Here is a 23,760-nt window from a genome sequence, read left to right as displayed (position 1 = left end):
CGAGACCCGCGTCAGTCGCTGGTGCCGGACTCCTCGGCGTCGACCTGCCGGAACCACGACACGAGCACGCAGGTCAGGGTCACGAGGAACACGACGGCGGCACCCTGGGCGGCGATCGCCATGTGCCCGGTGGCCGCCGAGTATCCGCCGAAGGCCACGGCGGCGGCGAACGACAGTCCGAGCAGCAGCTCCGCGTACGTCCGGACGGAGGTCCGGGTGGGCCACTCGGTGACGGGGCGCGCGGGACGGCTCGTGGTGTCGGTCACCCCTCGAGTGTGCGCGGACGCCCCATCCCGCCGCACACCCGAGTCCGGGTGCCACCCGCACGGGGCACGGCCCGGCCGGACCCGTCAGCGGAGGCGGTCGCGGAGGAACGCCACCACCCGCTCGCTCATCGCTCGGTCGAGCTGGGCGATCGAGTGCGCCGTCCCCTCGACCGCGACGAACGTCACGGGGACGTCGTGCTCGCGCAGGGTGGCGACGAACTCCTGCGACTCCCACAGCGGGATGAACTCGTCGGTGGAGTGCCCCACGAAGAACGGAGCGGTCTCGTCGGTGACGTGGTACCCCGGCGAGGCCGCCCGTGCCGCCGGGCACGTCGTGTAGTCCCGGCAACCGAGGTAGAGCAGCTGCTTCCGCTGGAACGACGCCGACACCCCGTCCGGCTCGGTCGACCGCGTCGTGAGGTCGGTCGGACCGCTGAGGTCGACGACCGCGCGGATGCGGTCCCCGGCGGCCCACGCGGCCGACTCGTGGTCGGTCACCGCGAGCATCGCCACGAGGTTGCCTCCCGCGCTGCCGCCGAAGAGCCCGACGCGGTCCGGGTCGATGTCGTAGGTCCCCAGCGTCGCGGGTCGGAACACCCAGTCGAGCGCTCGGCGGACGTCGTCGAGCCCCGCCGGGAACGGGTCCGTCGGTGCGAGGCGGTAGTCCACGTTCACGGTGACGAAGCCCTCGGACGCCAGGTACTGGCACACCGCCCGGTAGGCGGCCGTCGCCTTGTCACCGTGCGACCAGCTGCCCCCGTGGACGAGCATCACGGCCGGTCGGCCGCCGGCAGCACGGGTGTCCCGTGCGTCCGCGCGCGCAGTGGCGTCACCGGCCGGCGTCGCTGGCGTCGACGTCGGGGCCGTCGGGGTCGCCGTGGTGTCCGGTGCGCTGTCGGGCGGCAGGCACACGTCGAGGCGCTGCAGCGGTTCCCGACCGTAGGGCACGTCGGCGACGACCTCGATGCCGGGGTAGCGCAGCGACAGCGGGTAGATCACGGGGTCGGCGGTGACGACGTCGTCACGGTCGCCCGCCGGTGTGCCGCTGCACGACCCGAGCACGGCCGTCGCCACGAGCGCGGTGAGGAGCGCGAGCAGGGTGCGGCCGGTCTTCATCGACGTCCACGCTAATCCCGCCCGCTCGGCACTGCGTCCGCCGTCCGGACGAGCAGGCTCCTCCCTGCGGCCGAACCGGGCCCACCTGGTCCAACCGGGCGTACCTGGTCGAGCCGGGCGTACCTGGTCGAGCCGGGCGTACCTGGTCGAGCCGGGCACACCTGGTCGTCCCGGGCGTACCTGGTCGAACAGATCGACCAGGTGTGCCCGATCTCGCCAGGTACACCCGAAGTCACCGGGCGCCCGGGCCGCCCGATCTCGCCAGGTACGCCGGGATCCGCCGGGTGCCAGGATGGGCACGAGACCCGCAGGAGGACCCGTGAGCCGTCGCAAGGCCTGGAACACCGACCCCGAACCGCTGCTCCGCGTCGAGGATGGCTTCCGCCTCGACCGCGTCGACCCCGACGGCACACCGGGCTTCCCCGGCCGCAAGATCGACGGGCTCGAGGCCCTCGCCGCCGGTGCCGACCGCCTCGCCGCCCTGCAGGAACGCCTGCACGCCGCGAGCACCGCCGGCGACCAGCGTCGTGTGCTCCTCGTGCTGCAGGCGATGGACACCGCGGGCAAGGGCGGCATCGTCTCGCACGTCGTCGGCGCGGTCGACCCGAACGGCGTCCACTACGCGGGCTTCGGGGTTCCCACCGCCGAGGAGCGCGAGCACGACTTCCTCTGGCGCATCGAACGGCAGCTCCCCGCGGCGGGGCAGCTCGGTGTGTTCGACCGATCCCACTACGAGGACGTCCTCGTCCAGAAGGTGCGCGCGTTCGCCCCGCCCGAGGAGATCGAGCGTCGGTACGGCGCGATCGTCGACTTCGAGGACCGTCTGGTCGAGCGGGGCACGACGATCGTCAAGGTCATGCTGCACATCTCGAAGGACGAGCAGCGCGAGCGCCTCGGCGACCGGCTGGACCGCCCCGACAAGCACTGGAAGTTCACCCCGGGCGACATCGACGATCGTCTGCTGTGGGACGAGTACCAGCAGGCGTACCAGACGGTGTTCGAGCGCACCTCGACGGCCCGGGCGCCCTGGTACGTCGTCCCCGCGAACCGCAAGTGGTACGCCCGACTCGCCGTGCAGCAGCTCCTGCTCCGCGCGCTCGAGGACCTCCAGCTCACCTGGCCCGCCGCCGACTTCGACGTGGCCGAGCAGCGACGGCGGCTCGCGGAGTCCTGATCCCGCTCACGGTCTGGAGGCCCGGCACCCCTCCGCCCCGCGGCCGACGGCCCGCGCGCAGCCGGCAGCCGGTCGATCGGGCTGGCCAGGCGGGCTCGTGTCACGTAGACTCGCTCGGTCGGCCTTCGGCACCGCGGTATGTGACCGCGGGTCTCGTTTGGGTGTGTGTGCGCTCGAGGGCTGGATTCACGTCGATCCGCGACGGGAAGAACCCCCTCCCCGCTGAAGAGCCCCCGCCGATGTCGCTGCCGGGCGCTGTGGGACGTCTGCACCCCGGAAAGTAGCAATGGCCCCGTACGACAAGGGCGCGCGTCAGCGTGCCGACGACCGAGTCCGCCACGCGAACGGCACGCCCGCCGCTCGCAGCAGCAAGCACCGCGGGTACCGCGCCGCCGACCCGGCCCAGCCGCGGCAGAAGCAGCGCTGGGACGCCGAGGAGCGTCGCGGCCGCGCATCGCAGGGCGAGCGCCCGGCTCGCCCGAACTGGGAGCCGCGCGACGGCGGCCAGCGCCGTGACGACCGCGGCGGACGCGGGTTCGACCGTGACCGTGGTGGTCGTGGCCACGACCGCGACGACCGTGCTCCGCGTCGGTTCGACCGTGACGACCGTGCCCCTCGTCGTGACGACGACCGTGGTGCTCGTCGATTCGACCGCGACGACCGTGCTCCGCGCCGGTTCGACCGCGACGACCGCGCTCCCCGTCGTGATGACGACCGTGCCCCGCGTCGGTTCGACCGTGACGACCGTGCCCCGCGCCGGTTCGACCGCGACGACCGCGCTCCCCGTCGTGACGACGACCGTGCCCCGCGTCGGTTCGATCGTGACGACCGTGCCCCGCGTCGGTTCGATCGTGACGACCGTGCCCCCCGTCGCGATGACGACCGTGCCCCGCGTCGGTTCGATCGTGACGACCGTGCCCCCCGTCGCGATGACGACCGTGGTGCTCGTCGGTTCGACCGTGACGACCGTGCCCCGCGCCGGTTCGACCGCGACGACCGCGCTCCCCGTCGTGACGACGACCGTGGTGCCCGACGCCCCGACCGCGACGACCGTCCGCAGCGCCGGTCGTTCGACCGTGACGACCGTGCCCCGCGTCGCTTCGACCGTGACGACCGTGCCCCGCGCCGGTTCGACCGCGACGACCGCCCGCAGCGCCGCTCCTCCGACGACGACCGCGCGCCCCGCCGCGACCGCGACGACCCGCGCCCGGCCTACGTCCCCGCGGACGACGTCAAGCTCGAGAAGCTCCAGGCCGAGGCGACCGTCGCGGCCGACGTCGAGGGCGTGACCTTCGCCGACCTCGGCATCGGCGGCAACATCTCCCGCGCCCTGGCCGAGATGGGCGCCACGGCCCCGTTCCCGATCCAGGCGGCGACGATCCCCGACGTGCTGTCCGGCAAGGACGTCCTCGGCCGTGGCCGCACCGGTTCCGGCAAGACGATCGCGTTCGGTGCGCCCCTGGTCGAGAAGCTCATGGAGCACGGCGGCGGCACGAAGCGCAAGATGGGCCGCGCCCCGCGTGCGCTCATCCTCGCCCCGACGCGTGAGCTCGCCCTGCAGATCGACCGCACGGTGCAGCCGATCGCCCGTTCGGTGGGCCTCTTCACGACGCAGATCTACGGCGGTGTGCCCTACGGCCGCCAGGAGGGTGCCCTCGAGCGCGGCGTCGACATCATCGTCGGCACGCCCGGCCGGGTGCAGGACCTCATGAACAAGGGGAAGCTCGACCTCAGCGAGGTCGTCGTCTCCGTGCTCGACGAGGCCGACCACATGTGCGACCTCGGGTTCCTCGAGCCGGTGCGCGAGATCCTCTCCGCGACCGCCGAGGTCACCCCGCAGGGCAACCGCGCCCAGAAGCTCCTGTTCAGCGCCACGCTCGACGCCCAGGTGGCGTCGCTCGTGTCCGAGTTCCTGCACGAGCCGAGCGTCCACGAGGTCGCCGGCGAAGACCAGGCGTCCTCGACCATCGACCACCGCGTGCTGGTCGTCGAGCAGCGCCAGAAGGACCAGGTGCTCGAGGAGCTCGTCGCCGGCGACGGCAAGACGATCGTCTTCGCCCGCACCCGGGCTTACGCCGAGCGCCTGGCCGACCAGTTCGAGGACGCCGGCATCCGGGCGACCTCGCTCCACGGTGACCTCAACCAGTCGCGCCGCACGCGCAACCTGCAGCTGCTCACGAGCGGCCGGGTGAACGTCCTCGTCGCGACGGACGTCGCGGCGCGCGGCATCCACGTCGACGACGTGTCGCTCGTCGTGCAGGCGGACGCCCCGGACGACTACAAGGCGTACATGCACCGCTCCGGCCGCACCGGCCGTGCCGGCAAGGAGGGCACCGTCGTCACGCTCGTCCCGCGTGGCCGCGTCCGGAAGATCGAGGGCATCCTCGAGAACGCCGAGATCGAGGCGGACCTCGTGCAGGCCGCCCCCGGCGACGGCATCGTCGCGGAGCTCGCGGCGCGCTAGACGCGACCACCTCGACGGACGGGAGGCACGGAGCCAGCTGGCACCGTGCCTCCCGTCCGTCCGGAAGGGGTCAGCGGCTGAAGAAGAGCAGGCCGCGCACGTAGCCGGCCTGGCCGGCGTGCTGCGTGCAGTCGTCGAGGATGCTGACGAGCCGTGCGCCGCGGGTCACCGGCGGGTCCCAGGCGTCGTCGACGACGGCGTCGAGGTCCTCCGGCGCCAGCGTCGCGACGTACGCGACAGTCCGCTCGTGGACCGCGCGGAGGTAGCCGTTCAACAGGTCCGCCGAGGCGCGCACGCGACCGACGTCGTCGCGCGACATCCCGTACCCGAGCGCGTCGGCCGGGAACGGCAGGTCGAACCGATCGACCCAGCCGTCCGCGGTCCAGACCTGCTCGGAGCCGGCGAGGTCGGCGACCTGCGCGTCCTGCCCGCGAGCGATGTGCCAGGCGAGCCACGCGAGGGTGTTCGCGCCGGCCGCCGGGCGAGCGGCGAGCTGGTCCGCGGACAGACCGTCGAGCGCACGCTCGACCGTCTCGGGGACGCGGGAGAACGCTTCGGTGAGGAGTTCGGCAGGGGTCATGCGGCCGACGCTACGCGGCGGGTGCGGGCCCTGCTCCAGGGCACCGGTCCGCGCTCAGCGGGCGGTGGCCGCGCGGTGCCGCCGGTCGAGCGCTGCGCCGATGTCCTCGAGGGCAGCCGCGACGCCGTTCCGCTCGGTGGCGGGGACGGCCTCGCTGAAGGCCGAGGCGTACGCGGCGCTGACGGCCCGTGCGACGGCTGCGCCCGACGGCGTCAGGTGCACGAGGATGCTCCGCCGGTCGCCCGGGTTCGGGCGTCGCTCGAGGTGCCCGTGGCGCTCGAGCCGGTCGAGCAGCGAGGTCATCGCACCGGTGCTCAGCTCGAGGACGTCGCCGGCCTGCTTCGGTGTCGTCGCCTGCCCCTCCGATGCCGCGAGGTGCACCAGGAAGCGCGTGTCGGTGATGCCGAGGCCCTGCGCGGCGCTCTCGTGCGCGAGGACCCGAGCGTGCCGGACCTGCAGGACCCGGAAGGCCGCGATCATCCGTGCGAGCCCGGCGTCGTCCGCGGCCGTGCCGACACGGTGCGCCGGTGCCGGGTCGCCGATCGCGAGGTCGCTCGCGAGGTCGCTCTCGAGGTCGATCTCGACGTCGGGGGAGACCGGGGCCGGGGGGAGGCTGGTCGTGACGGTCAGGGGAGGCAGGGCGGGGGAGGTGTCCGTCACGGGGTGGCTCTTCTCGGGTGGTGATCGCGGCGGCGATCGACGGGACGCGGGCGGACCCGGGTCAGAGGTCCATGCAACAAGTATCTCAACGATTGAGACACCCCCCAACAATGGGGTCATTGCTTCCCTTGTCATCAACACGTTCGACAAGTAGCTTGATCGCCGTAGTACACAGGCACCGTAGCGCGACCAACCACCGCGGGTCCGGAGCCACCACCGATCAGAATCTCTCCTCCGGAGGACAACCATGTCCCGTGTGTCCCCTCGCGCCGCCCGTCTCGCCGCCTGGATCGCCGTGCCCGCCGCCCTCGTCGCCTCGGGCGTCGTCGTGTCGACCGCCTCGTACTCGGCCTTCTCGGCCACCACCACGAACCCCACCAGCAACTGGACCGCCGGCACCGTCGCGCTGTCGGACGACGACGCGAACACCGCGCTCTTCACCGCTGCGAACCTCAAGCCCGGCTCCGTCGACAGCAAGTGCATCACCGTGACCTCCACCGGGTCGCTGCCGTCGACCGTGAAGCTCTACGCGACCTCGCCGTCGACCTCGAGCGTGCTCGCACAGAACACCACGATCAAGATCGAGCAGGGCACCGGCGGCGGCCTCTCGTCGTGCTCGGGCTTCACCCCCGCGGCGACCGGCGGGACCCTCTTCGAGAACACGCTCCCGACCCTCGGGACGCAGGCGACGAACTTCGCCTCGGGCCTCGGCGCGTGGACCACGACCGGTGCCGCCAGCGAGACCCGGGTCTACAGGGTCACGTACACCGTCTCCGCGAACACCCCGAACGCGGCGCAGGGCACCAACGCCCAGATCGGTCTCACCTGGGAGGCCCAGAACAACTAGCAGGGCACCTCGCCCGTCACCACGCCCCCGGTCGAAGGCAGTCATGGTCAGCATCGCAGTGCACGGTGGTCACACCCCGCACGACGTGCTCCACGACGTCGTCGACTGGGGGCGTGTCGTCGTCGCGACCGCGGCTCGGGCCGTCGTCGCGACGCTCCTCGGGCTCGCGCTGTGGTCGGCCGCCCCGGCGCTCCTCGGCTGGCACCCGACCACCGTGATGACCGGGTCGATGGCACCGCGCCTCGCGCCGGGCGACGTCGTGGTGTCGCGGCCGGTCGCCTCGGCGGAGATCCGGCCCGGGCAGATCCTGCTCGCGGACGACCCCGACCAGCCGGGACACCTGCGGATGCACCGGTTCGTCGAACCCGGCCCGGACGGCACCGTCGTCACGAAGGGCGACGCGAACCCGCAGGTCGACTCGACGCCGATCGAGCGTTCCGCCGTGCACGGGGTCGGCTTCCTGCGGGTGCCGTCCGTCGCCACCCCGGTGCTCTGGGTCCGTGAGGGCCGCTGGGTCGAGGTCGGCACCGTCGCCCTCGCGCTCGTCGCGGTGCTCCTGCTCTGCACGGTCGACGCTCCGCTCCGTCGACGCGGTCCGCGGCACCGCGGCGACGGTGGGCACGCGGGTGACGGCGGGGCCGCGGGCCACGGCCGGGAGGCACGGCTCGCCTCCGCCGGGCAGGTCCCCCGCGGTGCTCACGCACCGGCGCACCGGACCCGACGGACGAGCCGCAGCAGCGGGGTGGTGCGCCGCGGCGTCGTCGCTGGGCTCGCCGTCATCGTCACCGGTGCGGCTGCCGTGACAGCCGGACCGGCGCAGGCCGCGCCCTTCGGCCGGACCACCGGCACCCTGGTCGGACTGACCGCCGGCGTCACCGCGAAGGCGACCGCCCTGACGTGCCGGAACGCCAACGGTTCGGTGGTGATCGGGTGGTCGTACAGCGGGGACGCGCCCCGGTCCTTCTCCGTCCTCGACACGACCGACGGCACGGTGCTCGCGACGACGACCAGCGGGACGGCCTCCGCCCAGACGGTGCAGCTCAGCGGACTGCTCGGACTCGGGGTGAACCACGCCGTGAAGGTGCAGACGAACGACCTGGGCTCGTGGACGGCGACCTCCACCGAATCGGTGCCGGTCAAGTTGGTGACGATCGCGGGCATCGGGACCGGGACGAGCTGCGGGCCCTGAGCCCGTGACTCCTGCACACCACCGCGCGGTGTTCCCCACGCCACAGCCGGAGCGCGGTGCCTCGGTGATGTCCCCGGCCGCCGCTACCGTGGCGGCATGCGGATCCTCCACACCGGCGACTGGCACCTCGGCCGCACGCTGCTCGGTGCGGACCTGCTCGGACACCAGTCGACCTTCGCGGACTTCCTCGTCGAGACCGTCCGCGACCGCGCGGTCGACCTGGTCGTCATCGCCGGCGACGTCTACGACCGTGCGATCCCACCGGTCGACGCCGTCCGGCTGCTCTCGCGGACGCTCGAACGTCTGGCCGAGACGGCGACGGTCGTGCTGACCCCGGGCAACCACGACTCCGCCGCCCGGCTCGGCTTCGGCGCGGGGGTCATGCACGACCGCGTGCGGATCCTGGCGGAGCCGACGGGCATCGGCACGCCGGTGCTGCTCGACGACGAGCACGGCCCGGTCGCCGTGTACGGGATCCCGTACCTGCACCCCGACCTGACGCGCTACGCCCTCGCGGACGTGCCGGACGAGCCCCTCGCCCGGTCCCACCAGGCGGTCGTCGGAGCAGCCACCGCACGGATCCGAGCAGACCTCGCCGAGCGCGCCGGCACCCGCAGCGTCGTCGTCGCGCACGCCTTCGTCGGCGGGGCTGCTCCGAGCGACAGCGAGCAGGACATCCGGGTCGGCGGGGTCGACCAGGTCGCTGCCTCGGTGTTCGACGGCATCGACTACGTCGCGCTCGGACACCTGCACGGACCGCAGCGCGTGGGCGCGGGGGACCGCATCCGGTACGCCGGGTCGCCGCTCGCGTTCTCGTTCGGGGAGCGGCAGCAGCGCAAGAGCGTCACCCTCGTCGAACTGGCGGCCGACGGTGGGGTCTCGGTGGAGCTGGTACCCGCTCCCGTGCCCCGGCGCCTGGTCGACGTCCGGACGAGCATGGAGGCGATCGAGTCCGGCGCGCACCGCGCGGACGCCGACGCCTGGGTCCGCGTCGCGGTCACCGACACCGTCCACCCCGAGCGGCTCTACGCCCGGGTGAAGGACCACTTCCCGCACGCGCTGGCGATCACGCACGAGCCCGCCGACCGCCCCGACCGGCAGGCGGCGCGGGCGGTCACGGCGACCTCCGACCCGGTCGAGGTCGCGGCCGACTTCGTCGCGTTCGCCACCGGCGCGACGCCGGGCGACGACGACCGCGCGGTCCTGACCGAGGCGTACGAGGCAGCGGTCCTCGCGATGCACGACGACCGGGGGCGCTGATGTACCTGCACCGACTCGAACTCCGGGCGATCGGGCCCTACCCCGAACTCGTGACGATCGACTTCGCGGCGCTCGCCGCCTCCGGGGTGTTCCTGCTCGAGGGCCCGACCGGCTCCGGCAAGTCGACCATCATCGACGCCGTGGTGTTCGCCCTGTACGGCGGGCTCGCGGGCGAGGGATCGACGCACGACCGCCTGCACAGCCAGCACGCCGACCCCGGGGTGGAACCCTTCGTGGAGCTCGTGTTCGAGACCGGTGCCGGCGTGTACCGGGTCCGCCGGACGCCGCAGTACGACCGGCCGAAGCAGCGCGGCGCAGGGACGGTGCGACAGCAGGCGTCGGCGCAGCTCTTCCGGCTCGCACACTCCGGCGACGTCGTCGGTGAGCCGGTGTCCTCGCGGATCCCGGAGATCGGGCTCGAGGTCGCTCGGGTCGTCGGACTCGACCGTGCACAGTTCCTGCAGACGGTCGTGCTCCCGCAGGGCGAGTTCGCTCGCTTCCTCCGGGCACCGGGCGAGGACCGCCGGAAGCTCCTGCAGTCGCTCTTCGGCACCCAGGTCTACGACCGCACGGCGGACGAGCTCGCCGCCCGCCGCCGAGAGGTCCAGGCCGAGGTGGAGTCCGCCGACGCCCGGGTGCGGGACGCGCTGAGCCGCTTCGCCCAGGCCGCCGGTGTCGTCGACGCCGACGAGGCCTCGGTGCCGGGGACCCTCGACGCGCTGCGCGCCGTGGCCACGGCGACCGCAGCAGATCGCACCGAGGCGGTCGCGGCGGCGGAACGCGCCCGGGTGCACGAGCACGACGTGGCCGCGCGACTGCAGGCCAGGGCGCGACGTGCCGTGCTCCTCGATCGTCGCCGCGCCCTCGACGACGCCGCACCCCGGGTCGAGGCCGCCCGCGCCCGGCTCGCGCTCGCCGAACGGGCCGTCCGGGTCACGACGCCGGCACAGGGGCTCGACGCCGCCCGTTCCCGTGCTGACGAGCACCGTCGCCGAGCGCACGACCTCCGTGCGCGCCTCGGTGTCCCGTCGGACGTCGACACCGCCGCACGCCGCACCGACCTGGCCACCTGCGTCGCGGCGGTCCGGCACCTCGTCGCGGTCGAGGCCACGCTCGACGACCGCCGACGAGCCCGCACGGACGCCGCCGACCGGGCCGCACTGCTCGTCCGACGGGTGGCCGAGCTCGACCGTGCGCTCGAGGCGCGTCCCGCCGGTCGGGCCGCGCTCGTCGAGGAAGCCCGGACCGCGGCCACCGCCGCGGGCGACGCCGAGGCCGCCCGAGCCGAGGTCGAGCGCCTCCGGCAGCTGCGCGCAGACCTCGACGCCCGTGACGCCGCAGCCGCCGCCGTGCACCGGGCGGAGCAGGTGGTGGCGGACCGCCGCGTCCGCGCCGAAGCGCTCCTGCGGACCGAGCAGGCCCTGCGTACCCGCCGCATCGCCGGACTGGCGGGCGAACTCGGCGCGGCACTCGTCCCGGGCGACCCCTGTCCCGTGTGCGGCGCGCTCGAGCACCCGGACGTCGCCCTGCCGCAGGACGACCACCCGGACGCAGCCGCCGTCGACGAAGCCGCCGACGCATCACGTGTCGCCGACGGCGCCCTCGCCGAGGCGGCGTCCGCGCTCGCCGTCGAGCGTGCCGCCCTCGAACGACTGCGCGCCGCCGTCGGGGAGACGGACGCCGACGCCCTGGCGACCCGAGCCGCGGCCGCCGACGCCCGCGTGCAGGCAGCCCACGCTGCGGCAGTCCGCGTCGCCGAGGTCGAGGGGCAGCGGACGGCGTACGACGACGAGACCCGGGCACTCGAGCGCGAGCACAACACCGTGCAGGCCGACCACGCCGTTCTCGTGGCGACGAGCGGGGCAGAGGGATCGCGGCTCGACCAGGACGCCGCTGCCGTGACGGACGCCCGACAGCGCGCAGCGACCGTCGCCGCGGGCTCCTGGGACGCATCCGCCGACACCGACGGCCGCATCGGTGGGACGTCGGACGACCGCTCCCTCGCGCAGCTGGTCCGGCAGCTCGACGACCTCGTCGCACGAGCCGACGAGGTCGCCGTCGCCGAGTCGCAGGCGACGACGGCGGCACAGGCCGTGCGCGAGCGGTCCGCCGAGGTCGACCTGGCGCTGACCGAGCAGGGCTTCGACACGCTCGACGCGGCCCGGGCAGCACTGCTCCAGCCGGATGCCTCGGCCGCGCTGCAGGCCGAGGTCGTCGCCGCCGAGCGGGAGCGTGCCGTCGTCGACGCCGGGCTCGTCGAACCGGCGGTGGTGGCGGCCGCCGCCGACGAGGGCTCCGCCGCCGGGGCCACCGTCGCGCTCGACCTGGACGCCGCCCGCACCGCGACCGTCGCCGCTGCCGAGCGTGCGGACGAGGCCACCCGCGCGGCGGTGTCCGCGTCCGACCGGTCGGAGGCCGCAGCCCGCTGTGCCGCCGAGGTGGTCCGGGCCGTCCGTGCTCGCGACGACACGTCGGCACGCAGCCGCGCCGTGGTCCGCCTGGCAGACGTCGCGAACGGTGTCACCGCCGTGAACCCGAGCGGGATCACCCTCGGTACCTACGTGCTCATGCGGCGCTTCGAGGACGTCGTCGCCGCAGCCAACGACCGGCTGCGGGGGATGCTCGGAGGGCGGTTCACCCTCGAGACGTCCGACGAGCGCGAGGCCGGGTCACGGGCCCGCCGGACCGGCCTCGCGCTGGCCGTCCACGACCACACCACCGACACCCGGCGCGCCCCGGGGAGCCTGTCCGGCGGCGAGACCTTCACGGTGTCGCTCTGCCTGGCACTCGGGCTCGCCGACGTCGTGCAGGCCGAGGCCGGCGGGGTCTCGCTCGGCACCCTGTTCGTCGACGAGGGGTTCGGCACGCTGGACCCGGAGACGCTGGACGACGTCATCGGGCAACTCGCACGCCTGACCGCCGGCGGACGGCAGGTCGGCATCGTGAGCCACGTCGAGGAGCTCAAGCAGCGCATCCCCGAGCGCATCGCCGTGCGGCGCACCGCCGAGGGCGGCTCGCGGGTCACGACCACGGTCTGACGGTCCGCGCGGGCAGCGGGCGGCGGGCAGCGGGCAGCAGACGTCGGACCGCAGACCGCCGCTGCGGACCTCGCGGGCGGTCGACGGACGGCTGTGGTCAGGGCGACGGCGGCGCGTCCACCGTGCCGTCGGGCGGCGGCAGGATGTCGGCGGCGATCCACGGGAAGACCCACGTGAACAGCGCGTACACGATCACCGCGAGCAGCACGAGCAGCTCGAGGACCTTCAGGGCAGCAGGGCCGGGCAGGATCCGCCAGACGAACGGGAAGATCACTTCGGCGTCTCCGAGAGTTCCTTGGGGGTGCCCTCCGAGACGGGCATCCAGTAGTCGAGCTTGGCGTGGGTCACGTAGCGCTCCTTGGCGGACCACATGGGGTGGCACGCGGTCAGGGTGAGCCAGCGGTCCTCGGCCGAGGGCGTGACACCCGGCTGGTTCGGCACCGGCGCGATCGTCTCGATCTTGTCCGGCGTGACGATCTGCGAGTCGGTGACCTTGTAGACGTACCAGACGTCGAAGTCCTTCTCCTCGTCGGTCACCCGGACGACGATCGCGTCGTCGGTCTTGAGCTCCGCGATCTGGTTGAGCGGCTTGCCGTACGTCACGCGGTGCCCGGCAACGGCGAAGTTGCCCTCGGCGCCCGGCATCGCGGTGTCCTGGTAGTGCCCGAGCCCGATCGTGTTGAGCACGCGCTCGCGGTCGGTGCCCTCACCGATCGGACGGAGGTAGTCGGCGCCGAAGCGGGGGATCTGCATCGTGCCGAACACGCTCGTGACCTCCGGCGGTTCGGCGAGCACGGGCGCCTCGCCCCGGTGCTCCGAGCCCTCGACCTTCGGCGCCGCGCGCTGCCCGAGGTCGTCGACGAGCTTCGTCTGCTCGTTCACGGCGACGACGTCCGTCCACCACGCGGTCCACACCACGTAGAGGCCCGTGCCGGCACCGGCGATGATCAGGAGCTCGGCCAGCAGCGAGACGAGCGCCCCGCCGACGGTCTGACGGCGTCGAGGGCGTCGTGGCGGCCGCGTGGCCTCGTCCTCGCGCGCCGAGCGGCGCGTCGGGGCGGTGTCGTGTGCGGTCACGGTGCTCCTGATCCGGATGGGGTGGTCGGACAGGTCTATCAGACCACGCCGACGAACAGGTGACGAGTCCTCGTACCTGTGGATGCCCACGGGGCCCGCTAGCGTGGACGGATGACCCCGGTGTTCCGACCGTTCCGCCCCGAAGACACCGAGGCGGTCGTCGCCCTGTGGGAAGCCTGTGGGTTGCTGCGTCCATGGAACGACCCGCGTCGTGACATCGCGCGGAAGGTCGCCGAGCAGCCCGAGCTCTTCCTGGTCGCCGAGCAGCCCGACCAGCCCGAGCAGCCCGAGCACGACGACGAGCGCACGGTCGTCGGCGTCGGCATGGCTGGGTACGACGGGCACCGCGGCTGGGTGAACTACCTGGCCGTCCGTCCCGACCTGCAGGGCTCCGGGCTCGGTCGCGCCTTCATGGCCGAGTTCGAACGGCTGCTCACCGAGCGCGGGTGCCCGAAGGTCAACGTGCAGGTGCGCGAGGGGAACGAGCAGGTCCTCGGGTTCTACGCCTCGCTCGGGTACGCCCCGGACCGCGCGGTCTCGCTCGGCAAGCGCCTCATCGCCGACGACTGACGCACGACGCCCGACGCCCGACGCCCGAGGCTCGACGCCCGCTAGGCCAGCGCCAGTCCGACCGCGGCCACGAACGCGAGCACGATCCCCGTCCACTGCACCGCGGTCAGCCGTTCGCGCAGCACGACGCCGGCGAGCACCACCGTGCCGATCGGGTACAGCGCGTTGAGGACGCTCACCACCGGGAGCGTGGCGTCGCCCGAACCGACGTGCAGCGCCGCCTGGATGCAGGCGTTCGCGAGGGCGTCGAGCACCCCGCACGCCACCACGGCGACCACCGTCGGCCGTGACCAGCGCGGCCAGCGGAACGGACCCCGCCACCGCACCGGCCCCGACCGCGCCGCCACCGCGACCGCCACGGCGCCGAGCAGCACCGCCTGCACCACCCGCCCGACCAGGAGCGTCGCGACCCCGGCGTCCCCGGGTGCCGCGTCGTACGCGAGCACGATCCCGCCGAACCCGCACCCCGCCACCGCTGCCGTGGCCACCCCGACCGCGGTCACCCGTGCACCCGAGGAGTCCCGCACCGCCGCGACCAGCACGACCGCGAGCACCGCGACCACGAGCGCGACCGACGCCGCGAACGACAGCACCGTCCCGCCCAGCAGCGCGACGACGACCGGGGTGAGTGCGGCGAACACCGCCGTCAGCGGCGACAGCACGCTCATCGGGCCGACGGCCAGCGCCCGGTACAGCAGCAGCACCGCCACGGACCCGGAGACACCCGCGGCCGTCCCCGCGACGACCGCGCCGGTCGAGAACGCCGCGCCCACGAGCGGCACCCCGGCACCGAGCGGGACCAGCCCGACCGCCGCAGCGGCGGCCGCGACGACCACGGCCCGGACCCGGCGTGCGGCGAGGCCGCCGAGGAAGTCGGCCGCCCCGTAGACGACCGCACCGGTCAGGCCGAGCAGGACGGAGAGCACGGCTCCCATCCTGCCCGTGCCGGTAGCCTGCGCGGGTGAGCGTTCCCTACCACCGCCTGCCCCGTGTCGATGCCCGTTGGCGCTGGTGGCGTCCGCTGGTCGCGCTCGCGTTCCTCGTCGGGTACTACGTCGTGACGCAGATCGTCCTCGCGGTGGCGTACTTCGTGCCGATCGGTGCGACGCAGGGCGCCGAGGGGCTGATCGGGTTCCAGGACGACCTGACGAGCGGCGCCCTCGACCCCACGGACCCGCTCATCCTGTCGCTGACCCTGCTGTCGCTCGTGGTGCTGCTGCCCGGCATCCTGCTCGCGGTGAAGATCGCCCGGATCGGCCCGGCGGGCATCCTGTCGTCGACGCGCTTCCGGGTGCGCTGGCGGTGGACGCTGTGGTGCCTGCTCCCCACGCTCGTCATCGCGATCCCGATGTTCCTGCTGCAGACGTGGGGGATGTTCTCGTTCGACGGCGGCTTCGGCTGGGACCATGACGCCATCGGGCAGTCGACGGTCTCGCCCGCCACCCTGACCTTCACGATCGTGATGGTCCTGGTGCTCGTGCCCTTCCAGGGTGCAGCGGAGGAGTACGTCTTCCGCGGTTTCCTGGTCCAGACGATCGCATCGTGGATCCCGGTGCGGATCGTCGGCGTCGTCGTCGCCGTCGCGGTGTCGACGGTCGTGTTCGCCGCGGGGCACATCCCGAACGGCTACAACGTGTGGGGCATCCTCGACGTCGGCTCGTTCGGGCTGATCGCCGCGATCATCGTGCTGCGGACCGGGGGCATGGAGGCCACCGTCCTCCAGCACGCCTTCAACAACATCATGATCTTCGTGCTGCAGGCCCCCGGCTGGTCGAAGGTCGACCTCGACGCCTCGGACGGCACCGCGGGTGGCTTCCTGGTCACGCTCGCGACCTCGCTCGCGTTCTGGGGCATGATCGAGCTCCTCGCGTGGTGGCGGGGGCTCGACCGTCGCTTCCCGGGACACGAGGCGCCCCGCTTCCGCGGTCCGGTTCCGGTCTGGGCGGGCGGTCGGCAGTGGACCCTGCCGGGAGGCACGGGCTGGGCAGCCGCACCGGCCCGCGGTCCCGAGACGGACCGGGACACGTCGGCGGCCGGCCCGGACGACGCGGTGCCTGTGGACGAGACGGTGGGTGTCGCCCCGCGCTCGTAGGCTGGGTGCATGAGCACGACGACCACGACCTCGCCGTCGCGGGCTGCCGCGCTCGACGTCCTGCACCGCGTGTGGGGGTACGACGCCTTCCGCGGCGAGCAGGCCGCGATCATCGACCAGGTCGTCTCCGGCGGCGACGCGCTCGTGCTCATGCCGACCGGTGGCGGCAAGTCGCTCTGCTACCAGGTGCCCGCGCTCGTCCGTGACGGCGTCGGCGTGGTCGTCTCGCCGCTCATCGCCCTCATGCAGGACCAGGTCGACGCCCTCGCCGCCAACGGTGTCCGCGCCGCGTTCCTCAACTCCACCCAGGGCCCCGACGAGCGCGCCCGGGTCGAACGGGCGGTCGTCTCCGGCGAGGTCGACATGCTCTACCTCGCGCCCGAGCGCCTGCGACTCGAGTCGACCCGATCCCTGCTCGACCGCGCACGCATCGCCCTGTTCGCCATCGACGAGGCACACTGTGTGGCCCAGTGGGGCCACGACTTCCGCCCCGACTACCTCGAGCTCAGCGTGCTGCACGAGCGCTGGCCGACGGTGCCGCGCGTCGCCCTCACCGCGACAGCGACGCCGCAGACCCACCGCGAGATCTCCGGCCGCCTCGGGCTCGACGACGCCGCGCACTTCGTGGCCGACTTCGACCGGCCGAACATCCAGTACCGCATCGAGCCGAAGACCGGTGCGCTGCAGCAGCTGCTGACGTTCATCCGCACCGAGCACAGCGGCGACGCCGGGATCGTCTACTGCCTGTCCCGCAACTCGGTCGAACGCACCGCGGCCGCCCTCGCCGACCAGGGGATCCCGGCGCTGCCGTACCACGCCGGCCTCGACGCGAAGGTCCGTGAGCGCAACCAGTCGACGTTCCTCCGTGAGGACGGCATCGTCATGGTCGCGACGATCGCCTTCGGCATGGGCATCGACAAGCCGGACGTGCGGTTCGTGGCGCACCTCGACCTGCCGAAGTCGGTCGAGGGGTACTACCAGGAGACCGGCCGTGCGGGTCGTGACGGGCTGCCCTCGACGGCGTGGCTCGCCTACGGGTTGAACGACGTCGTGCAGCAGCGCCGGATGATCGACCAGTCCGAGGGCGACGCGGCGCACCGGCGGCAGCTCAGCGCCCACCTCGACGCCATGCTCGCGCTGTGCGAGACGATCGAGTGCCGCCGGGTGCGGTTGCTGGCGTACTTCGGGCAGGAGTCCACGGCCTGCGGGAACTGCGACACCTGCATTGCGCCGCCCGAGCCGTGGGACGGCACCGTGCCCGCGCAGAAGTTCCTGTCGACCGTGGTCCGGCTGGAGCGTGAGCGCGGCCAGCGGTACGGCGTCGCGCACCTCGTGGACATCCTGGTCGGCAAGCAGTCGCCCCGCGTGCAGGAGCTGCGGCACGACTCGCTCGCCACGTTCGGCATCGGCAACGACCTGGGCGAGGGGGAGTGGCGTGCGGTCGCCCGGCAGCTCCTGGCGCAGGGCTACGCGGCGGTGTCGGGCGACGGCTTCGGCACGATCGTCCTCAGCCCCACGAGCGCCGAGGTCCTGAGCGGTCGTACGCGCGTGCTGATGCGTCGCGACCCGGTGAAGGCTCCGCGGGGTCAACGGGTGCGACGTCAGGCGGTCACCGACGTGCCGCAGGAGGCGCTCGGCCTGTTCGAGGCGCTGCGTGCCTGGCGTGCGGCGCAGGCCCGGGAGCAGGGGGTCCCCGCCTACGTGGTGTTCAACGACGCGACGCTGCGGGGGATCGCTGCGGTGAAGCCGGCGGACGAGGACGCCCTCAGCGAGATCTCCGGCATCGGCGGCGCGAAGCTCGAGCGGTACGGGCGCGCGGTCCTCGACGTGGTCGCAGCGCACGCGGACTGAGCCGCCGGCGGTTGCCGCGCAGATGCATTCCGCAGACGGAATGTGGCCCGCCCGACGCTCACTACACTCGGAACCTCCCACGACGAGGAGGCCCGGTTGCCCGGTACGACGAAGTTCGCCACCACGATGAGCCGTGCGGTGGTGACCCCGCTCGCGCGCCTGGTCTGGCGACCGCGCATCGTGGGACGGAAGAACGTACCGAAGCACGGGCCGGTCATCCTGGCGAGCAACCACCGGTCGTTCATCGACTCTCCGGCGATCACCCTCATGGCGCCGCGCAAGGTGTCGTTCCTGGCCAAGCAGGAGTACTTCACCGGGACCGGTGTGCGTGGTGCGGTTTCGCGCGCGTTCTTCGGCGGGATCGGTGCCATCGGGGTCGAACGCGGAGCGGGAGCCGCGGCGCAGCACGCCCTCGACCTCGGGCTCGAGCGGCTCGAGGCCGGCGAGGCCTTCGCCATCTACCCCGAGGGCACCCGGTCCCTCGACGGTCGGCTCTACAAGGGTCGGACCGGCGTGGCCTGGTTGGCGCTGACGAGCGGGGCGCCGGTGGTGCCGGTCGCACTCACCGGCACCGAGGACGTACAGCCCGTCGGCTCGCGGCTGCCGCGGCTCGCCCGCGTCACCATCGAGTTCGGCGCACCGATGGAACTGTCCCACTTCGGCGAGGCGTCGTCCGGCCGTGCGCGGCGCCACGCGACCGACGCCGTGATGGACGCGATCCAGGCGTTGAGCGGGCAGGAACCCGCGAACGCCTACAACAACCCGCCGTCGACGATCGTCGAGCGGGTCAAGCAGGTGCTGCGGCGCGACGACCCGACGCAGGCGGTCGAGCCGGACTGATCTGGAACGCGCTATTGCACATTCGGAATATCAGTGGTTGAATCGTCCTCGTGCCCGAGGCACGAGCCCAGTCGGACCGCTCAGGACGGCCCGATCCACCACTGACCGGAAGGCAAGCAGCATGTCCTCCACGCCCCTCTTCGACTCGATCTCGCGTCGGGCCTCCCGCGCCGCGACCACGGCTCCGGAACAGGCCCAGCCCGCGGTGACCCTTCCGGCGGCACCGGCACCGGCACCGGCACCGGCCCCGACGGCGACGCCCGCTCCGGCAGCAGCGGTCTCCGTCACCGCCGCACGCACCCGGGTCGTCCCCGCACCCACCTCGCCGCTGACGGCCCCCGTGTCCCCGATGCGGTCCGCCCTGGTGCCTGCTGCCCTCGTCGCCGCGATCGACGAGATCCCGCAGCGGGTCGGGACCGCGCTCCCGAACGAGGTCGCCGTCTCGCCCGACCAGCTCGCCCTGGTCGAAGCGGTGACCGACGCGATCACCCGCGCGGTCGTCGACGCCGTCGTCGGGGAGCTCGAGCGCATCACGCGCGACGGCGTCGTCCGCGGCTGAGCCGACCGGCACCGCCACCGATGACGGACGACGTCCGAGCGTCCCGACGCACCCGATCCCGACACACCCGATCCGATCTCCCGACACGATGACGACGACCACGACCGACAGCGCCCCCGGTTCGGCACCGACGGCACCGATCCGCCCCCGCGGAGCGGCCCGCCGAGCGGCGAACGACGCAGCTGCCCGGTCCGTCCGTGTCGGCCACCAGACCGCCGGGGCGGCGGTCCCCCCTGCCGCCGCCTCGGTGTCCACCACCACCACCATCGACGGCGCTCGGTCCGGAGCAGCCCTGCCGAGTCGTCGTGACCTCCGCGCCCCTCGCCGGTCCGCCGATCGTCCCGGCAGGCTCGGCAGGCTCGGCAAGCACGGCAAGCACGGCCTGCGCGTGCCCGACCTGCGCGTGCCCGACCTGCGCATGTCCGGGCGACCCGGGCGTGACCGGCACGTCCCCGAGCTCCGCCGGGGCGTCGCTGTCGGTCGGCCTCAGCGTCCCGCGGCGCTGCCGGCGGCCCGATCGGGGTCGTCCTCGCGACTCCTCCCGGTGACGGCGTCCGCCCTCGCAGCCTGCCTGGTCGTCTCCGTGTCGACCCCGGCCGCCGCACTCGACGACCCCACCGGGTTCGGTCTCGGCGCCGCACCCGCATCCGCACCCGCGCACCAGGTCGCCCCGGCGCCGGAGCAGCACTACCGCGTCGCGTCCGGCGTCACCGTCACCGTCATCCGCGACGGCTTCGACGTGCAGGCGACCCGGGCGGGTGGCGATCGACACGGCCGCGTGCAGATCACGACGGGCTCGGACGTGGTCCGTCCCGTCGCGGGGACGATCCCGACCGCCGGAGGCTTCGGCGGTCGGCAGGTCGCCGGGTGCGGTGCGTGCTCGACGAACCACCACGGGCTCGACTTCGCCGCGGCATCCGGGACGCCCGTCGTCGCCGCGATGCCCGGACGGGTCGTGTCCGCCGGGCCGCTCGGCGGGTACGGCAACCAGGTGCTCCTCGCACATCCGGACGGCACGCAGACGCGGTACGGGCACCTGTCCCGCATCGACGTCCTGCCCGGGCAGACGCTGTCGGCCGGCGAACAGCTCGGCGCCGTGGGCAGCACCGGGGTCTCCACCGGCCCGCACCTGCACTTCGAGGTCATCGTCGGCGGGACGCCGATCGATCCGGCCCCGTGGCTCGCCGCTCGCGGCCTGCTCTGAACGGGTCGCACCGGCGACGGGTGTCGGCGTCCGCACGCCGACCGGGCCAGGCTGGTCGGGTCAGGCTGGTCGGGCCGCGCAGGCGTAGCGTCGAGAGCGACGTCGGCAGGGTGCCGGACGCAGGACGGAGACAGTGGTGCGCGTGACGGTGCTGGGTACGGGGACGATGGGTGCAGGGGTCGCGGGGTCGCTGCTGCGCGAGGGCCACCGGGTGACCGTGTGGAACCGCAGCGCCGACAAGGCCCGCCCGCTCGGCGACGCCGGCGCCACCGTGGCGACGGACGCTGCCGCGGCGGTGAGCGACGCCGAGGTCGTCCTGCTGACGCTCTTCGACACCGATGCGGTCGTCGACGTCCTCGAGACCGCTGCCGGGGACGCTCCCGCGGACGCCGTGTGGGTGCAGGCCTCGACCATCGGCGTCGCGGGGACCGAGACCGTGGTGCAGTTGGCCGAGAAGTACGGCATCACCCTCGTCGAGGCGATGATGCTCGGAACGAAGGCCCCGGCGGAGCAGGGCAAGCTCACCATGCTGGCCGCCGGCCCGTCGGACGTGCTCGACCGTGTGGACCCGGTGCTCGACGCCATCGGGGCGAAGACCGTCCGCGCGGGGGAGCGGGTCGGCGACGGCACGGCCCTGAAGCTCGCGGCCAACGCCTGGGTCGCGTCGATCACCGCCGCCACCGGCCAGTCGCTCGCGATCGCCCGTGCGCTCGGACTCGACCCGCAGCTGTTCCTCGACGCGATCGACGGCACCGCGAGCGACTCGCCCTACGCGCACACGAAGGGTGCAGCGATGATCGGCGGTGACCTGGCGCCACAGTTCGCCCTCGACGGCCTGCGGAAGGACATCGGGCTGATCGGCGACGCGGCACGGACCGCGGGGGTGTCGACGACCCTCCTCGACGCGCTCGACCGGGTCTACGCCGACGCCAGTGCAGCCGGGCACGGCGCCGACGACATCGCTGCGGTGGGCACCGCCTTCGCCGACGACCAGCGGTAGGCCGCCAGCCGGGTCAGTCTCGGCGCAGCCAGCGCAGCACGGCGCCGCGGAGCCGTCCGACGGCCTCGTCGTTCATCGTGTTCGCCAGGTCGAAGGCCTCCCGCGCGGGGTCGGCGCCGTTCCGGATGCGCCGGAGTGCGGCGTCGGCCCGGGCACGCGCGTCGAGCTCGGCGAGCGGCATGTCGTCCTCGGGGTCGCGCGCGTGCTCGCGGCCCGGCTCCTGCGACCGCGGACCGAGCGGTGGGACCCCGACGGGTTCGTCCGGTGCGCTGGGCATGGGACGAGGCTACGCGGAGCGCTCCGTGTCGGCCGCGTCCTCGTCGTGGTCGACGACCCGGGCCATCTCCTCGAGGAACGCGACGATGACCGACATGTCGGTCTGGGGCAGGTGCTCGGCGACCTCGATCGCGCGCGTGTCGAGCTGGTCGATCACCCGCAGCACCTGCCGCATCGACCCGCCGGACGCGGTGAGGATGACCCCGCGGCGGTCGTGGGGGTCGGGGTGTCGTTCGACGTGACCGCTGCGGACGAGTCGGTCCACGAGTGCCGACGTCGACGCCGGCGTGATCTCGAGTCGGTCGGCGAGTTCCTTCGCGTTGACGGAGCGTCCCTCGGACTCGGCGTCCAGCAGGACCCGGAGCGCGAGCAGTGCGTTCTCGCCGATGCCGAGTGCCTCGCGCGCCCGGCGCTGGGCAGCGCTCTCGGCACTCCGGTACCTACGGAGCGCGTTCAGTACGTCCACCGCGTCGACCCTGGATCCTGACCCGTACCAGAAGCCCGTGGTGGTGTTCGTCACCTCGGTCGTCATACGGACAATGCTAGACGCTCTAGTTAGATTGTCTAGCGAGTGTCCCCTGGGAGCGCGTCTGCCGGATGGCTCGCAACACCCGTGACGCGGTCCCGAAACACCGCCGCAACGCCCGCTCGGTAGCTTCGCCGCATGCAGGAGCCGACGTGCTGAGCCGACTCGCGGGGAGCGTGTTCCACGTCGGGAGCGCGGTGGAGCGGGCCGACGTGGTCGCGAGGATGCTCGACGTCTACGTCGTCCGGCCCGACGCGGGTGTGGTCGAGGAGGAGTCCACGGTCGGCTCCGTGCTGCACCGCGTCGTGGGGGCACGCGCGCCCGCACGACGCCGTGAGCGTGCGGCCGTCGTCGAGTCGCTCGCGCTCGACCGGCACGAACCCGCCTCGGTCGCACACGCGGTCGGTGTGGCACGGGACCACGCCCGTCGCGCGCGCGAGGTCGTGTCCACCGAGCTCTGGGACTGCCTCGACGTCACCCGGTCGCGCATGCCGCGCAAGGTCGCCGTCGACCGGGCGCACGAGTTCCTCGCGTGGGTGCGGGAACGGAGCGCGCTGGCCGTCGGCGTCGTCGAGGGTGACGTCAGCCGCGACGAGGTGTGGGAGTTCTTCACCCTGGGCAGGTCCCTGCTGCGGTGCGGCCTCACGGCGCGGTTGCTGGCGTCGTCGCTCGTCGATGCGGGGTCGGCGGCGTCGTGGACCACCGCGCTGCGGGCGTGCGGTGCCGGCGAGGCCTTCCGGCGGGGGCGCGACCACCACGGCGTCGATCCGCGGGACGCCGCCGGGTTCCTGCTCCACGAGTCGCACAGTCCGCGGTCGCTCGCGTTCCTCGCGGCGCGCGCCGACGACTGCCTCGCGGACGTCGCGCCCGCCTGCGTGGGGGACCAGGTCGCCGCGTTCCGGGTCGCGCGTTCGGCGCTCGGACGCGTGGAGGTCGGTGCTCCGGACCGGATCCGAGCCGCCGCCGAGGGACTCGCCGCCGCGGTCGACGCCGTCGTCGCGGCGCTCGAGGACCGCGTCTTCACGGTCGCGACCCCCGCGCGCTGAGCTGCGGTCGTCGGGCGGGGCACAGCGCCGGACGGGAGGATCGTGGCGGGCTGGCACCGTGCCTCCCGGCCGGCATCCCGTCGCGGTGCGCGCGCGGCGGGGGTGGCCCGTGCCTCCTGGCCGAC

Annotated in this window: 23 protein-coding genes; 14 read left to right on the top strand and 9 right to left on the bottom strand. The window is 73.6% G+C overall.

Annotated elements, in window-relative coordinates; all coding sequences use genetic code 11:
• Positions 1–11: 11 nt before the first annotated feature.
• A complete protein-coding gene (locus Q9R28_RS12525) occupies positions 12–266 on the bottom strand; it encodes a hypothetical protein (RefSeq protein ID WP_271826265.1) in 255 nt (84 codons plus the stop codon).
• An 84-nt stretch (positions 267–350) separates the two neighbouring features.
• On the bottom strand, positions 351–1,382 hold the full coding sequence (locus tag Q9R28_RS12520) for an alpha/beta hydrolase (protein WP_066652193.1): 1,032 nt from the start codon (positions 1,380–1,382) through the stop codon (positions 351–353).
• Positions 1,383–1,674: 292 nt separating this feature from the next.
• Here Q9R28_RS12520 and Q9R28_RS12515 point away from each other — a divergent pair, with 292 nt between their 5' ends.
• Positions 1,675–2,556, top strand: a complete 882-nt coding sequence (locus Q9R28_RS12515) for a PPK2 family polyphosphate kinase (RefSeq protein WP_396137162.1) — start codon at positions 1,675–1,677, stop codon at positions 2,554–2,556.
• A 286-nt stretch (positions 2,557–2,842) separates the two neighbouring features.
• Positions 2,843–5,020, top strand: a complete 2,178-nt coding sequence (locus tag Q9R28_RS12510; RefSeq protein ID WP_311206244.1) for a DEAD/DEAH box helicase — start codon at positions 2,843–2,845, stop codon at positions 5,018–5,020.
• A 70-nt stretch (positions 5,021–5,090) separates the two neighbouring features.
• Here Q9R28_RS12510 and Q9R28_RS12505 read toward each other — a convergent pair whose 3' ends face one another.
• A complete protein-coding gene (locus Q9R28_RS12505) occupies positions 5,091–5,600 on the bottom strand; it encodes a mycothiol transferase (protein WP_066652197.1) in 510 nt (169 codons plus the stop codon).
• Between the two features lie 54 nt (positions 5,601–5,654).
• Positions 5,655–6,260 (bottom strand): MarR family transcriptional regulator, encoded by a 606-nt coding sequence (locus tag Q9R28_RS12500; protein ID WP_209683992.1) that lies wholly within the window; start codon positions 6,258–6,260, stop codon positions 5,655–5,657.
• 247 nt (positions 6,261–6,507) lie between these two features.
• Between Q9R28_RS12500 and Q9R28_RS12495 the strand changes: the two genes are divergently transcribed.
• The 4 genes from Q9R28_RS12495 to Q9R28_RS12480 all read left to right on the top strand — a co-directional run bounded on the left by Q9R28_RS12495 (position 6,508) and on the right by Q9R28_RS12480 (position 12,594).
• Positions 6,508–7,107, top strand: coding sequence for a hypothetical protein (locus tag Q9R28_RS12495; RefSeq protein WP_209683990.1), 600 nt, complete (start codon positions 6,508–6,510; stop codon positions 7,105–7,107).
• 43 nt (positions 7,108–7,150) lie between these two features.
• On the top strand, positions 7,151–8,296 hold the full coding sequence (locus tag Q9R28_RS12490; RefSeq protein WP_209683988.1) for a S24/S26 family peptidase: 1,146 nt from the start codon (positions 7,151–7,153) through the stop codon (positions 8,294–8,296).
• A 96-nt stretch (positions 8,297–8,392) separates the two neighbouring features.
• On the top strand, positions 8,393–9,556 hold the full coding sequence (locus tag Q9R28_RS12485) for an exonuclease SbcCD subunit D C-terminal domain-containing protein (RefSeq protein WP_209683987.1): 1,164 nt from the start codon (positions 8,393–8,395) through the stop codon (positions 9,554–9,556).
• Positions 9,556–12,594 carry an AAA family ATPase gene (locus Q9R28_RS12480; RefSeq protein ID WP_066652208.1) on the top strand — a complete coding sequence of 1,013 codons (3,039 nt, stop codon included), beginning with the start codon at positions 9,556–9,558 and terminating at the stop codon, positions 12,592–12,594. Before Q9R28_RS12485 ends, Q9R28_RS12480 begins: the two co-directional genes overlap by 1 nt.
• Positions 12,595–12,691: 97 nt before the next feature.
• On the opposite strand, the gene Q9R28_RS12475 is transcribed toward Q9R28_RS12480, so the two are convergent.
• Together Q9R28_RS12475 and Q9R28_RS12470 are read right to left on the bottom strand one after the other, a co-directional pair.
• The gene (locus Q9R28_RS12475) at positions 12,692–12,868 is read right to left on the bottom strand and encodes a hypothetical protein (RefSeq protein ID WP_158407726.1); all 177 of its coding nucleotides are present in this window, start codon (positions 12,866–12,868) and stop codon (positions 12,692–12,694) included.
• The gene (locus Q9R28_RS12470; RefSeq protein WP_235426468.1) at positions 12,865–13,671 is read right to left on the bottom strand and encodes a class E sortase; all 807 of its coding nucleotides are present in this window, start codon (positions 13,669–13,671) and stop codon (positions 12,865–12,867) included. The genes Q9R28_RS12475 and Q9R28_RS12470 overlap by 4 nt, the downstream gene beginning before the upstream one ends.
• A 111-nt stretch (positions 13,672–13,782) precedes the next feature.
• Between Q9R28_RS12470 and Q9R28_RS12465 the strand changes: the two genes are divergently transcribed.
• On the top strand, positions 13,783–14,241 hold the full coding sequence (locus Q9R28_RS12465; RefSeq protein ID WP_209683978.1) for a GNAT family acetyltransferase: 459 nt from the start codon (positions 13,783–13,785) through the stop codon (positions 14,239–14,241).
• Positions 14,242–14,282: 41 nt separating this feature from the next.
• On the opposite strand, the gene Q9R28_RS12460 is transcribed toward Q9R28_RS12465, so the two are convergent.
• Positions 14,283–15,167 carry an EamA family transporter gene (locus Q9R28_RS12460; RefSeq protein ID WP_311206243.1) on the bottom strand — a complete coding sequence of 295 codons (885 nt, stop codon included), beginning with the start codon at positions 15,165–15,167 and terminating at the stop codon, positions 14,283–14,285.
• 35 nt (positions 15,168–15,202) lie between these two features.
• Between Q9R28_RS12460 and Q9R28_RS12455 the strand changes: the two genes are divergently transcribed.
• The 6 genes from Q9R28_RS12455 (at position 15,203) to Q9R28_RS12430 (ending at position 21,787) form a co-directional block, all read left to right on the top strand.
• Positions 15,203–16,333: a CPBP family intramembrane glutamic endopeptidase gene (locus Q9R28_RS12455; protein ID WP_209683974.1), complete on the top strand. Its 1,131-nt coding sequence runs from the start codon at positions 15,203–15,205 to the stop codon at positions 16,331–16,333.
• Positions 16,334–16,342: 9 nt separating this feature from the next.
• A complete protein-coding gene (gene recQ / locus Q9R28_RS12450) occupies positions 16,343–18,184 on the top strand; it encodes a DNA helicase RecQ (RefSeq protein WP_209683972.1) in 1,842 nt (613 codons plus the stop codon).
• A gap of 126 nt (positions 18,185–18,310) precedes the next feature.
• The gene (locus Q9R28_RS12445) at positions 18,311–19,024 is read left to right on the top strand and encodes a lysophospholipid acyltransferase family protein (RefSeq protein ID WP_311206318.1); all 714 of its coding nucleotides are present in this window, start codon (positions 18,311–18,313) and stop codon (positions 19,022–19,024) included.
• 121 nt (positions 19,025–19,145) lie between these two features.
• Positions 19,146–19,583, top strand: coding sequence for a hypothetical protein (locus Q9R28_RS12440; protein ID WP_311206242.1), 438 nt, complete (start codon positions 19,146–19,148; stop codon positions 19,581–19,583).
• 88 nt (positions 19,584–19,671) lie between these two features.
• Positions 19,672–20,787: a M23 family metallopeptidase gene (locus tag Q9R28_RS12435; protein WP_311206241.1), complete on the top strand. Its 1,116-nt coding sequence runs from the start codon at positions 19,672–19,674 to the stop codon at positions 20,785–20,787.
• Positions 20,788–20,929: 142 nt separating this feature from the next.
• Positions 20,930–21,787: an NAD(P)-dependent oxidoreductase gene (locus Q9R28_RS12430; RefSeq protein WP_209683967.1), complete on the top strand. Its 858-nt coding sequence runs from the start codon at positions 20,930–20,932 to the stop codon at positions 21,785–21,787.
• Positions 21,788–21,800: 13 nt separating this feature from the next.
• Here the strand turns inward: Q9R28_RS12430 and Q9R28_RS12425 are convergent, their stop codons facing one another.
• A complete protein-coding gene (locus tag Q9R28_RS12425) occupies positions 21,801–22,064 on the bottom strand; it encodes a hypothetical protein (RefSeq protein WP_066652222.1) in 264 nt (87 codons plus the stop codon).
• 9 nt (positions 22,065–22,073) lie between these two features.
• Positions 22,074–22,595 carry a MarR family winged helix-turn-helix transcriptional regulator gene (locus Q9R28_RS12420; RefSeq protein ID WP_066652224.1) on the bottom strand — a complete coding sequence of 174 codons (522 nt, stop codon included), beginning with the start codon at positions 22,593–22,595 and terminating at the stop codon, positions 22,074–22,076.
• A 146-nt stretch (positions 22,596–22,741) separates the two neighbouring features.
• On the opposite strand from Q9R28_RS12420, the gene Q9R28_RS12415 reads away from it, so the two are divergent.
• Complete coding sequence (locus Q9R28_RS12415) at positions 22,742–23,635, top strand: alpha-E domain-containing protein (protein WP_209683965.1); 894 nt, start codon at positions 22,742–22,744, stop codon at positions 23,633–23,635.
• Positions 23,636–23,760: the final 125 nt, after the last annotated feature.

It is taken from the genome of Curtobacterium sp. BRD11 (genome assembly GCF_031844345.1).
Lineage (GTDB): Bacteria > Actinomycetota > Actinomycetes > Actinomycetales > Microbacteriaceae > Curtobacterium.
Note: the sequence above shows the minus strand (reverse complement) of the source record. Positions and strands in the feature narration are given on the sequence as shown.